Here is a 13356-nt window from a genome sequence, read left to right on the forward strand (position 1 = left end):
CGAACCGTTTTCTTCCAATCCGATTGGGCGCACCAGGCGAAGAGATCAGTAAAAAAGATCTGCATGCGGTGACGCAGCGCTTCAAGTATTTCAACCAGCAACGATTGCTGCATGTGCAGAGTTTGCTGCAGCCGCGGCAGCAGGATTTTCTAAAATTGCTGCCGCTGCTATTCCACCAAAACCACCCGCTGTTGCCCGGCTTCGTCTCGCTGGAAAGCCCGGCCGGCATTCCCGACTATACGCCCGGCAAACAAACGTTGGACGTTGCCAAACAGTTTTCCAAAGGCTTTGTCTACAAACGCAAGGCGCTACGGCAATATCCGATTCACGCCTTGTTTTTGATGGGCAGCGTCGGCAGTATGGCCTTTTCCAAAGAAAGCGATATCGACATCTGGCTTTGCCATGCCTCGGGGTTGGCGGCCGACGAATTGGCCGAGCTTCAGCAAAAAGCCCGCGAAGTCGAGAAATGGGCGGCGGCGTTGAAAATCGAGGCGCATTTTTTTCTGGTCGACGCCGAACAATTCGTCCGCGGCGAAAACACGCCGATTTCGCAGGAAAGCAGCGGCGAGACCCAGCACTATCTGTTGCTGGAAGAGTTTTACCGCACCTCGATTTATGTCGCCGGCCGCACCCCGGTTTGGTGGCTGGTGCCGCCGGAACAGGAAGCCGATTACGCCCAATACGTGCAGCATTTGCTCGAGAACCGGTTCGTCGCAGAAAGCGAAGTCTTGGATTTCGGCAATCTGAACAACATGCCGACCGCCGAGTTCGTCAGCGCGACGCTCTGGCATATCTATAAATCCCTGACTTCGCCGCACAAATCTCTGTTGAAGCTGTTGTTGATGGAAAGCTATGCCAGCGAGTTCCCGCACCCGCACTGGCTGTGCCAAGCCTTGAAACAAGCCGTTTACCGGGGCGACTTCAGCGTGGAAAGCCTGGACCCGTATTTGTTGATGTACAGCAAGGTCGACGCCTACTTGCGTCAGGCCGGCTCCAAACGGCGTCTGGATCTGATCCGTGAGTGTTTTTACATGAAGATTATGGCCGGTTCCGGGCCGATCCCGGATAGCCGGCTAAGGCAATTGCGGGAAAGTTTTTTACACCAGGTTGCCGAGCAATGGCACTGGCCGGAAGCCTTGCTGGAGAATCTGGCCAGCCAACGCTATTGGGATATCAAACGTGCCAACAGCGAACACGGCGTAATCCGCGACCAGTTGCAACAGTGCTTGCGGATGATCATCAAATTTACCGGCTTGCCGATCGATCAAGCACAACGGGAAAACCGGGATTTAGGTTTGATCGGCCGCAAACTGCGGGCCGGATTGGACCAGCGCCCCGGCAAAATCGAGATTCTGACCACGCGCGGCGCGGTGCATACCACCCCGGATTTGTTGATCGCGAAGGAAATCGCCGCCGAACACGCCGCACCGCTTTGGCGTTTGTACAGCGATAGAAGCGCAGCGCAACAAGGATCGGCGGAAGGCGCCATCAAACAGGCCGATAGTTTGCTGGAGATTTTGTGCTGGGCGGTGCTGAACGGTTTGTATAAGAAAGCGCTGAATTTACAGGTATCTGCACTGAGTCTGAAACTCGCCGGCAACGATATCTACCAATTGCTCAACGAATTGCATGGATTTTTTCAGAGTCGGTTGCCGAGCGGCGACAGCGGTTTGGTGGCCTATGCGGCACCGAACCGTTTGTCGGCGTCGCTGTTGCTGGTCAACCTTGGCGAAAGCCTGGCGATCGACGCCAACGGCCAGCAGTTGGTGATGAGCGAACGCTCCGACCCGTTGAGCTATGGCGAGTCCCGCCAGTGTTTCGTGCAGTCGATCGAGAAACTGTCGGTGTCGAGCTGGGGCGAGGTCACCTTGCAGCGGTACGCCGGGATGGACGGTTTGTTTAACTGTTTGCTCGATGTCGTGCATAACGGCGGAACCCAGTTTGGCAGCGATGCCCTGCGGGTGTTGTGTTACACCCCGGTTCGCGGCCGCAGTATCGTGTTGCGCATCGAGTCGTTGTTCAACAACCTGCGAAAGTGTTTCGTAGCGGCCGGTATCGGCGCCCAACGCTACCTGATTCCGGCGGAAACCGGTTACTGCCTGTTTCAATTCAATAATGGCCGCTTGGGCTATTTCGGCTTGGACAACCATACCCAGTTGTTGCAGGAATTGGCCAAACCGCAGCCGCAGTTCTCCGCGGTGTTGTTCGACGACTACGTTTTGGAACAGACCTATATCCCGCTGCTGTATCGTTACAATCTGGCCGATACGGTACAGCTGTTTTACCATGCCACCAGCAAGCACGTCGCCGTCTACATTCTCGACGAAAAGGGCTCGTTGTTCGTCCGCCAGCATCACAACGCCAATCCGGAACACATATTGGCTCATTACTCGGTATTCCTCGGTACCTTGCTGGCGCAAGCCCAGTTGCCGGACGGGCTCGCGATCCGGTTTTACGAGATTCAACGAAATTCGGCCGGGGTTGTGTCCTGCCAAACGGTGCAAGTCAAGTTGGGCGCCAGCGTATTCGATTTGAGAGTCAGGATCGTCAGTGAAGACAGTGGTGCGGTGGCGGTTTATGCCAACGAACGTCGCTTCCTGATCGACGGCCCCGACAGTTACAAGGCCGTGCGCAGTGACATTCTGGGCTATCGCAATAGTCATGACGACTATCCGTTTCATATCACCGAAATTGACGCGCCTTGCCGGGTATTGGGCGCCGAACATAGCGCGGAGTTGCAGACCGTGCACTTCCTGAACTACAAGCAAAAAATGGAAGACAAATTAAACATTTGATCGCAGAAGGTCGTGCCGGCAGCTTTGGCCGGAGCATGGCTGTTGGTTGCCAACCGGCGTTTCCGATTTTTCCAACATTCGCGCGTGGACCGCGACCAAGTCGGAGGTCGATGACCGCGGCCGCCCGCGGCTAAATCCGGACCGGTTCGGCCCGGCGGGGTTGTCTTGTCCGAAATTGAACTAAACTTAATTTGTAGGGATGCGCCGACACGTCTGTTTTCGCCGCCGCCGCGACTGCGGAACCGAAAAATCCAGCCTTGGCCCAGGATTTTTTCGCGAATGGCTATTCTATCGGCGGCCCCGTTTCATTCGTTGCAGTAATAGCCGATATGGCCGGCCTTAACTGCAACGGTACGCCAATTCAGTTGTAAGTTACATTATGAAAAAACCACTAGTCGGACTACTGCTGCTTGCAGTACACCAAGCCGGTCATTGCGCTGCGGAAAACCAGGATGCGCTGGAATTGAATGTCGAGGATTTGCTCAGCGTCGAAGTGACTTCGGTATCCAAAAAGGCGCAGGCCTTGAACGACTCGGCAGCCGCGGTGTTCGTCATCACCCACGAAGACATCAAACGCTCGGGCGTGACCAGCATTCCGGAGGCTCTGCGTATGGCACCGGGGATGGACGTTTCCCGCATCGATTCCAATAAATGGGCGGTCAGCGCCCGCGGTTTCAACGGTCGTTTTGCCAACAAATTGCTGGTTTTGATCGACGGCCGCAACACCTATACCCGATCGTTTTCCGGCGTGTACTGGGAAAACCAGGACGTGATGTTGGAAGACGTGGAGCGGATCGAAGTTATCCGCGGACCGGGAGCCACGCTTTGGGGCGCAAACGCGGTAAACGGCGTCATCAACATCATCACCAAGCATTCCAGCAAAACCCAGGGCGGCCTGCTGGTGGCCGGCGGCGGTACTGAGGAGCGCGGGTTCGGCGGCTTCCGTTACGGCGGTCGTTTGAACGAAGACACCACCGCCCGAGCATACGTCAAAGGTTTCCAGCGCGACGCCTACAGCCGCGCCAATGGCGACCCGGCCGGCGACGCCTGGGATAAAGCGCAGGGCGGGTTCAGACTGGATTCGCGGCTGTCCATGCAAGACGAATTGACCGTGCAGGGCGATGCTTACCATAGTTCCATCAACCAGAGTTTATCGATTCCGCAACTCGCCGCGCCTTACCAAAGCGCATTCGGCGAACAGGTCGACGCCTACGGTGGTAATTTGTTGAGCCGCTGGCAACATACCATTTCGACCCGTTCGGATTATTCGTTGCAACTCTATTACGACTACTATCGGCGTAACGAGGCCTGGTTCAGCGAAGGGCGCGATACTTTGGATTTGGATTTCCAGCACCGTTTCGGTTTGTTCGACAGCCATGAGTTGATTTGGGGCTTTGGTTACCAATATACCCACGACCACACCGAAACCGGCCGTTTGCTGCGTTTGAGTCCGGCGAGCCGCAACGACCAATTGTTCAGCGCATTCGTCCAGGACGAAATCGAGTTGGTCGATCAGGCCTTGTGGCTGACTTTGGGCTCCAAGTTCGAACATAACGATTACAGCGGTTTCGAAGGTCAGCCAACCGCGCGCTTGATGTGGGCGCCGCATCCGCAGCATCGGTTTTGGGGAGCGGTGTCGCGCGCGGTCAGAACGCCGTCCCGTGCCGAGCAGAACATGTCGCTACTCCAAGCTGTCCGGCCGCCGGAGGGCTTTTTTCCGGCGACCGCGATCTATCTGAACGGTGACCGCAGCTATCGGGCCGAAGACGTGATCGCGTATGAACTGGGCTACCGGACCACATTCATCAAATCGCTGTCCGTCGATTTCACGGCGTTTTATAACGATTACGATAATTTGCGTAACGTCACCCAAGGTGCGGGAACCTTCGACCCGTCGTCCGGCGTGGTGGTGGTACCGTTGACGCTGAACAATAATTTTCAAGCCAAGACCTACGGCTTCGAGGTCGCGGCAGTCTGGCAGATGCTGGATTGGTGGCGTTGGGATGCAAACTACGGTTTGTTAAAGTCCGATTTCGCCCCAACCACAAATACTGCGGTCGCCGCAGCCAGTCCGCAACATCGCATCAGTCTGCGCAGCGCATTGAGCGTGCGCAAAGACATCGATTTCGATTTATGGTTTCGCTACGTCGATACCAATGCGTCCGTTGGCGTCTACGGCGTGCAGCAGATCAACGATTACGTGACGATGGATGTGCGTTTGGCCTGGCGGCCGGCCGCCAGTCTGGAGCTGTCTTTGGTCGGGCAGAATTTGCTCAGCGAGAGCCATTTGGAATTCAGACAGGAAAACCAGACCTTGCCGACCTTTATCGACCGCGGCATGTACGGCAAAGTGGCCTGGAGTTTTTAAGGCGCGATGTTTTCTAATTTTCGAACTAAATTTGCAATCGGATAGCGGCTTGCTACTACGGAGTCATGTGGTAAACGTTTTTAGAGCTGGTACTTTGGCGGCATTTGCGGCGGCGGCAAGCGTTTGCGCGGCGGCGCCGGCCGCGCTGGAGCAATACACGGTGTTGGCCGCGCTGACCCTGAATTTCGCTCGGTTTACCCAATGGCCGGAGGGCGCTAAAACGGATGCCAACGTTCTGAACGTGTGTCTGGTGGGCGATAACGTATTGTTGCAGTCTTTCGATTCGATCGACGGCAAGAACGTCGGCGACCGTGCGATCAAGATCGTCAATTCGGAGCGCTTGCGTAATTTGAATCAATGCCAGATTTTGTTCATCGGTGAGTTGCCGAATAATGTTTTGTTGCAGGTATTTTTAGATACGAAGAACCATCCGGTTTTGACGATGGGAGAAGATGAGGGATTTGTGGAAAACGGCGGTATGGTGGCAATGGTGAATGTAGACGGCAAAATTCAGCTGCACGTCAATCTGGCGGCGGTCAAGGCTTCGGGGCTGAACATCAGTTCCAACCTGTTGCGGCTGGCAAAGATCGTCGGAGACCGTTAGGAGACAACTATGCCCTTTGTCAGATGGTTTAATAACGCGCCGATCAAAATCAAATTGGTGTCGATGATGACTTTGATCGCCATGTTGACGCTGTGCTTGGCGACAACGGCAATCATCATCAACGAATATTTTGCAAAAAAGAAAGAAACCGAACAGCAGCTGGTGTTGGTGGCGAATATCATCGCTTCGAATATTTCCGCCGCGCTGGTGTTCGGCGATATGGTTTCCGCCAACACGATGCTGGAGAGTATGCGGACTCGGGACAGCATATTGAACGCCGAGCTCTACGACAAACAAGGCGAATTGTTTGCCGACTACCACTCCGCCAAATCCTCTGTCAGTCACTGGGAATCCGTGCAGGCCCTGGCGCTTTTGAAGCAGGCCGAAACCCCGGATCCCAACCGCAGTTTGCTGGGTAACTTGGGAAGTGCGCTTGCGCATTGGTACGACAGACTGTTTCCGTACGTCGACGGCGCTGCCACAGACAAGGACGTATTTCAATACGATGCGGCAAACAACTTGCATTTCGTGCGGCGGATCGAGCTGGACGGCGACACCGTCGGTATATTGCATTTGGTCGACGACCAGAGCGGTTTCTATGCGATCCTGAAAACCTTTTACCTGATTCTTGGCATTATCGTGCTGTTCACGATGCTGTGCATCAGCGCGTTGACCTCCAAAATGCAGCACATTTTTTTGGCGCCGCTGCTGAAGTTGATGGAGGCGATGCAGTCGGTCGGCCACGAAAAAAGCTTTTCCCACCGCATCAGCAAAACCAGTTCCGACGAGTTTGGCGATTTGGCCGAGGTCTACAACACCATGCTTGCCGAAATCCAGTTTCGCGACGACCAGCTGGCGATGCACCGGGATTCGCTGGAGCAACAGGTACTGGAACGTACCCGGCAATTGGCGGAAACGAACAAAGAACTGAACATCAGCATAGCCGATGCCCTGGCCGCGAAGGAGCAAGCGGAACAAGCCAGCAAAGCCAAGTCGCAGTTTTTGGCGACGATGAGCCACGAGATCAGAACGCCGATGAACGGCGTGTTGGGCATGACCGAACTGCTGATGGCATCCGGCTTGAATGAGCGGCAAAAACGCTTTGCGGAAACCGCATACCGTTCTGCCAATTCCTTGCTCAGCATCATCAACAACATTCTGGATTTTTCCAAAATCGAAGCCGGCAAACTGCAATTGATCCTGCAAGAGTTCGACTTGCGGCCGATGCTGGAAGAAACCTTGGAATTGTTGGCCGACCAGGCACATCGCAAGGGCGTGGAATTGATTTTGAACATGCCTCACGATCTGAATTACATCGTCCAGGGCGATGCCGAGCGCTTGCGTCAGGTGCTGGTCAATCTGCTCAGTAATGCGATCAAATTTACCGAACGCGGCGACGTGCAACTCAAAATCAGCCGTATCGACGGCAGCGCGGCCACCGACAAGGTCGGTTTGCTGTTCGAAGTGATCGATACCGGCATCGGCGTGCCGCAAGATCGCCAAAACGAGATCTTCGACAGCTTTACCCAATCGGACGGCAGTATCACTCGCCGTTACGGCGGTACCGGTCTGGGCTTGACCATATCCAAGCAATTGGTGGAGTTGATGGCCGGCGAACTGCATCTGGAAAGCCAAGTCGGCGTCGGCTCGCGGTTTTACTTCAATCTGGAATTCGGCTTGGGCATCCAGGTGGCAATCCCGATGGCCGATACGGCCGATTTGCAAGGCGTTGATATTCTGGTGGTCGACGACAACGCGACCAACCGCGATATTCTGACCACACAGTTGGCATTGTGGGGCGCCAATCCCACCAGTGTCGATAGCGGGCCGCGAGCCTTGAAAATGCTGTTGGAAGCCGCCGCCGTGCAACAGCCGTTTCAACTGGCCTTGTTGGATTGGCATTTGCCGATCATGGACGGTTTATCGCTGGCAAAAGCGATTCAAACCGACCGGCGGATTCCCAAGCCCGCCATCATCATGCTCAGTTCGGAGAACGTCAGCTTCCAACCCGAACGTAGCCATGAATACGGCATTAGCTTTTTTCTGAACAAACCGGTGTTTCAGCAACGCTTGTTGAACTGCCTGCGCGAGACCTTGGCACGCGACAAGGTCGCCGAGCCGCAGCTGTCGCAATCCGGTAAACCGGTTTCGCCGGCCCGCTTGCGCGGGAGAATACTGGTTGCCGAAGACAATCTGGTCAACCAGGAAGTGGTGAAAAGCTTTCTGGAGAATATGGGCTGTAGCGCCGACGTCGTCAAAAACGGCGAAGAGGCGGTAAAGGCTGCGGTTAGCCGGTCTTACGATTTGATTTTGATGGATTGCCACATGCCGGTCATGGACGGCTTTACCGCGACCCGCAACTTACGCGAGCAGGAAACTGCGGCGGGTAAAGGCCGGGTGCCGGTTATAGCCTTGACCGCCGACGTGCAGAAAGGTATTCAGGATCAGTGCCACGCGGCCGGGATGGACGGCTATCTGAGTAAGCCTTTCAGCAAAGACCAGTTGCGCGCCTTGTTAGCGACCTGGTTGCCGGGCAGCGGAGCCGGTACGCTTACCACGGCAGCCGTACCGCCCGCGCTGCCGCAACCGTCTGTGCCGGGCCCGATTTGTCAAGCCGATACCGCTGAGCTGCGCGAAGTTGTCGATGCGCAGGGAGTCAGCCTGTTCGATAAAGCGGTCGCGTTATATCTGCAAACGGCGGCGGAGAATGCCGAAAAGCTGCGCGAGGCGGTTGCCGCCAATGATCCGCTGGCAGCCGGCAACATTGCACATGCGCTCAAATCGGCCAGCGCCAATCTGGGCGCGCGGGAATTTGCCAAAACCTGTCTGGCTTTGGAGACCGCCGGTCGCCAGGGGTTAATCGATGAAGTTAAAGCCTTGATCGTCACATTCGAGCAGCAATTGCCCGAGGTTTTGGACGAGCTGCGCCATTTGGCCGATGCGAGCCCAGCCGGATCGGCGGTGACAGCCAAACAGGCTTGCGCTGCGTCTGCCGGCGAGGCGGTGCGCTTGTTACTGGTCGATGACGATCCTAATTTCCGTCTGATCACCGGTGAACAATTGAAATCGGCCGGTTTTCAGGTCGAGGAAGCTTGCAGCGGCGAACAAGCGCTGGAAATGTTGCAGAGCGACATTCCGGACCTGGTGATTCTCGACGCGATCATGGGCGGGCTGGACGGTTTCGAAACCTGCGCCAGGATGACGGCCTTACCCGAAATGATCGATGTACCGGTCATCATGTCGACCGGCCTGGACGATATCGAGTCGATCAATCGCGCCTTCAAGGTCGGCGCCGCCGATTTCATTATCAAACCGCTGAATCACGTGGTGCTGATTCATCACATCAAATTTTTGCTGCGTTCCTATCGGGACACTGCCGAGTTGCGCAATAGCAAGCAACAATTGTCGGCGGCGCAGCGCATAGCCGGCCTGGGCTATTGGACCTGGGACGCCAAGCTGGATAGGTTCGAAATATCGCCGTATTTGGCTGAGCTATGCCGGACGAATCCGGAATATTTCGAGGGCGAGTTGGCCAAATATCTGGATTTGATCGATGTCGCCGACCGATCCAAAGTGGAAGAGGTGATCAAGGCCGCAGCGGAGGGCAAACCGGCCCCATACACCGAATACCGGCTGCTGAGCGAAAGCGACGAGCCGATAACGGTGCGCCAGGATACGGCGCTGATCAACAGCGGGGCGCAAAGTTACGTTACCGGGACGGTTCAGGATATTTCCAAACAGAAGGAATCGGAAAAAATCATCCACCAGTTGGCTTATTTCGACGAACTCACCGGTTTGGCCAGCCGGGTGCATTACCATTCGCGGATGCAGCAAACCATCAAGGCGGCCTCGCGTGCGCAGCAGGAGTTCGCCTTCCTGTTTCTGGATTTGGACGAGTTTAAATATGTCAACGACAGTTTTGGTCACAACGTCGGCGACCAGTTTCTGAAAGCCATCGCCCAGCGGATCCAAAGCGTGGTGCGGGAGGAAGATTTTGCTGCGCGCTTGGGCGGCGACGAGTTTTGCATCATCGTCAATACCATCACCGACGAGTTCCAGGCCATGGATATCGCCGAACGGTGCTTGCAGGAAATCAACCGGCCATTGATCCTGAGCGGCCATCATTTGAAGCCGCGGGTCAGTATCGGCATCGCCATTTACCCGAAAGACGGCGACAACGAGCACGACTTGATGAAAGCCGCCGATACCGCGATGTATTCGGCCAAAACCGCCGGCAAACAGCGCTACGCCTATTACCGGCCGGAAATGACCGGTCTGGCGATCAAACGCTTACAAGACGAGCAAATGCTGCGCGACGCGTTGGACCAAGGCCAGTTCGAGTTGTTTTACCAGCCCCAGGTCGGCATGCTCGACGGCCGGATGATCGGTATCGAAGCCTTGGCCCGCTGGCGCCATCCGCAGCGGGGCATTATCGGGCCCAGCGAATTTATCCCGCTGGCGGAAACTTTGGGTCTGATCGGCAAGATCGACGAATGGGCGCTGCGTAGCGCCTGTATGCAGTTATCCGAATGGCGCGAGCAGGGACTGCCGCTGATGACGATGGCAGTCAACGTCTCGGCCAGCCATTTCCGCGATCCGCTGTTCATTTCCTCGCTAAGGGATATTCTGCAGCAAACCGCCATTCCCGCCGAATACCTGCAATTGGAAGTGACCGAAAGCGCGATGCAGGACGCAGCCGATATCGATGTATTCCACAAGGTGAAAGAACTTGGGGTAAAAATCGCCATCGACGATTTCGGTACCGGTTATTCGTCTTTGGTCTCGTTAAAACAAATGCCGGTGGACTGTTTGAAGATTGACCGTATCTTCGTCCAAGACGTATTGATTAATCCACAAACGCCGATCTTATTGGGAACCATCATCGGCATGGCGCACGCGATGCATTTTTGCCTGATTGCCGAAGGGGTGGAAACCATCGATCAGGCCATGGTGATGACCGGCCTGGGCTGTCAGATCGTGCAAGGATTTTTGTTTAGCACGCCGCAACCGGCTATTGCGATGCCCGCCTTGTTCCGGAAAGATTTTCGTTTGGAGTTCGTCGACGCCAAACCCAGTCCGTTTATCCCGCCCGACAATTGAATATGCAGCGACTCGATTTACCTGATGCACTTGCCGACATTAAGCAACTGCCGGCCCTGCCGCACGATGTCCATCACCTGATTCAAGCCTTGTCTGACGACGGTCTGGACTACTCCGGCTTGGCGAAAGTATTGCAGAATCACCCGACGATTTGTTCCCGCCTGATCGCCTTGGCCAATTCGGCCTGGCTGAACAACAACGGCGAAGCGGTCACCTCGATAGAGCGCACCTGTTTCAAATTGGGTTTGAACATCGTACGCGGCGTCAGTATCGGTTTGGCGGTAATGAAGCCATTCAACGTCAATCAGTGTCGCAGTTTCGATATCCGGCGTTACTGGGTCAGCAGTATGCTGGCGGCGCAAGCGGCGACCGATCTGGCTTGGGCGTTACCGGACGCGGCAGTCGACGAAGCGTTTGTGCAAACCGTGCACACCGCCGGCATCTTGCATAACCTGGGTTTGTTATGTTTGGCCGATACCATGGCGGAACAGACCCAAGAAGCCTTGCGCTTGAAGCGAGCCAATCCGCAATTGCATTTAAACCAGGCCTTGCGCCAGACCGTAGGCACCGATTACTGCGAAATCGGCGCCCATCTGGCGCGCTATTGGGGAATCCCGGAAGCCTTGTGTACGATCATCGAACATCACCGTCATCCCGGTTACCGCGGCGACTATTGGCAGCAAACCTTGGTAGTCGGAGCTGCCACGCGCTTGGTCAGCACCTTGTTCAAGGATGCGGAAATGCCTAAGTTGGAGATGCTGGAGATATTGGCTGTCGCGGAAAACACGGAACATCGCTGCTTTGCCCAACTGCAAACCGAGTTTGTCAAGACCAAAGAGCTGGCCAAGGTGTTGTTCGGTTAAAGGCGGCGCGGCTGCGCCCAAGCCGACGCCCGGCTCAAAAGAAGAACGGCCGCGGATAAGCCGGAAACGGGTTGCCTTTGCGGTCGAAAATCTCCGCACTACACCACGGCTTGCCTTTGCCGATGTCCACCGACACGGCCATAAACGCTTCGTCGCCGATAAAGCCTTCGCCTTCGTAACGGTATTCGATGCGGTCGCGACTGCGGCGGTTGCCGTCGGTCCATTGCATGAACTCCAAGGTGCGGCCGCCGTAAAAATCGCTGGCGCTTTCGTGCGGATACGGCCAGTAAAACGGCGACGACACCAGCGAGGTCGTTAAAAACGCAGGGTCCTGGTAACAGCGCATCCGGGCAAAGCTGGAGTTATGCACGTCGCCGGACAGAAACACCACGTCGCTGATGCCTTCTACGCGGATGAATTCCAGAATCATGCTGCGCTCGTCGTTAAAGCCGGCCCATTTATCGTCGCCGCCCTTGTTGGGTTTCGGGTCCGGAAAAAACGGCACGCTGGACACGACGAATTTGACCGGCGCGTTGCGGTTCTGGTGCAGCCAGTCGAAAAAGGCATTCAGTTGCTCGCGGCCCAGTAGGGTTTTACCGCCCACCGCATTGGCATCGTTGATGCGTAAGGTACGGGTATCCATCACAAAAAACGCGAACGGCCCTTTCGCGAAGCTGTACCAAAACTGGCCGTTCGGCGTATCCGGGTTATGCAGGTGCTGGTAGGAGGCGTAAGCCCGCATCCGCATCGCATAAAACCCGCTATCGGCCTCGCTGCGCATCTGGTCCTTGGACCAATCGTTGCGAATCTCGTGGTCGTCCAGAATCATGTAAGTCGGCACGCTACGCATCAAATTGGCAATATGCGGCAATTGAAACGACTTGCGGTAAATCTCGCACAAGGCGTCGAAGTTTTTGTATTCGTACAGCTTGTTCAGCGGATCGGCATACACCTGGTCGCCGACCGCTAGAAAGAAATCCAGCGGCCGCCGCTGATGCAGGTTGGCGATCGAGCGAAAAGTCTTGTCGCCTTTCTCGGCATCGTTTTGAAACAGATTGTCCCAATACAGATAACGACAGGAGCCGAACACGAACTCCAGCCGGGTATCGTTGCTGCCGCGATCGGTCTTGAATGTTGCTACCGCTTTCTTCGCGCCGGTAACGACCGGGCCGGTAACCGGCGTTCCAGTCGGCGGCGCATCGGCATCGCGCTTGTACACTACCCCGCATTCCACCCGATAGGTTGTATTGGGCCTGAGCTGATCGAATTGGGCGACGCCGGTGAAGTCGTAATAGTCCTTCAAAAAGCAAAACTGCGACGCGACCAGCTTGGCGCCCTCGTATAAATCGAACGCGCCATAACAAAACTCCCGGCTGTTATGGTTGGGACCTTTCGCGCCGCGTATCCAGATCTTGGCGGAGGTGTGGGTGGTGTGGCCGATGATGGGGCCGAGGGTGATGGTCATTTTTGCCTCCAATCCTATGTTACAGGGCGATTTTCTCAGGTGCCGGACTGGTTTTGTAAGCCTGTCTGCAACGTTTGAATTAACCAGACGTTATTTGAATTCGTGCGGTCGAGGTTGCAAATCCAGACCTGTTCAAAAAGGATGCATGATTGCAAGACCTG

Annotated in this window: 6 protein-coding genes; 5 read left to right on the plus strand and 1 reads right to left on the minus strand. The window is 55.6% G+C overall.

Annotation, left to right across the window (positions count from 1 at the left end; genetic code table 11):
* Window positions 1-23 precede the first annotated feature (23 nt).
* The 5 genes from PL263_RS03715 to PL263_RS03735 all read left to right on the plus strand — a co-directional run bounded on the left by PL263_RS03715 (window position 24) and on the right by PL263_RS03735 (window position 11730).
* Entirely contained in the window at window positions 24-2795 is a 2772-nt protein-coding gene (locus PL263_RS03715; RefSeq protein WP_278211740.1) for a class I adenylate cyclase, read from the plus strand.
* 379 nt (window positions 2796-3174) lie between these two features.
* Window positions 3175-5163, plus strand: a complete 1989-nt coding sequence (locus PL263_RS03720) for a TonB-dependent receptor (protein ID WP_278211741.1) — start codon at window positions 3175-3177, stop codon at window positions 5161-5163.
* A 67-nt stretch (window positions 5164-5230) separates the two neighbouring features.
* On the plus strand, window positions 5231-5767 hold the full coding sequence (locus PL263_RS03725) for a YfiR family protein (RefSeq protein WP_278211742.1): 537 nt from the start codon (window positions 5231-5233) through the stop codon (window positions 5765-5767).
* Between the two features lie 9 nt (window positions 5768-5776).
* Window positions 5777-10867 carry an EAL domain-containing protein gene (locus tag PL263_RS03730; protein ID WP_278211743.1) on the plus strand — a complete coding sequence of 1697 codons (5091 nt, stop codon included), beginning with the start codon at window positions 5777-5779 and terminating at the stop codon, window positions 10865-10867.
* Between the two features lie 2 nt (window positions 10868-10869).
* Window positions 10870-11730, plus strand: a complete 861-nt coding sequence (locus tag PL263_RS03735) for an HDOD domain-containing protein (RefSeq protein ID WP_278211744.1) — start codon at window positions 10870-10872, stop codon at window positions 11728-11730.
* 34 nt (window positions 11731-11764) lie between these two features.
* Here the strand turns inward: PL263_RS03735 and PL263_RS03740 are convergent, their stop codons facing one another.
* Window positions 11765-13195: an alkaline phosphatase D family protein gene (locus tag PL263_RS03740; RefSeq protein ID WP_278211745.1), complete on the minus strand. Its 1431-nt coding sequence runs from the start codon at window positions 13193-13195 to the stop codon at window positions 11765-11767.
* Window positions 13196-13356 lie beyond the last annotated feature (161 nt).

Source organism: Methylomonas sp. EFPC3 (assembly GCF_029643245.1).
In the GTDB taxonomy this organism is placed as follows: Bacteria; Pseudomonadota; Gammaproteobacteria; order Methylococcales; family Methylomonadaceae; genus Methylomonas; species Methylomonas koyamae_B.

What these genes read in the sequence shown, in the direction of transcription:
- PL263_RS03730 (WP_278211743.1), top strand. Translation starts at nt 5,777, where the DNA reads ATGCCCTTTGTCAGATGGTTTAATAACGCGCCGATCAAAATCAAATTG.
- PL263_RS03735 (WP_278211744.1), top strand. Translation starts at nt 10,870, where the DNA reads ATGCAGCGACTCGATTTACCTGATGCACTTGCCGACATTAAGCAACTG.
- PL263_RS03720 (WP_278211741.1), top strand. Translation starts at nt 3,175, where the DNA reads ATGAAAAAACCACTAGTCGGACTACTGCTGCTTGCAGTACACCAAGCC.
- PL263_RS03740 (WP_278211745.1), bottom strand. Translation starts at nt 13,195, where the DNA reads ATGACCATCACCCTCGGCCCCATCATCGGCCACACCACCCACACCTCC.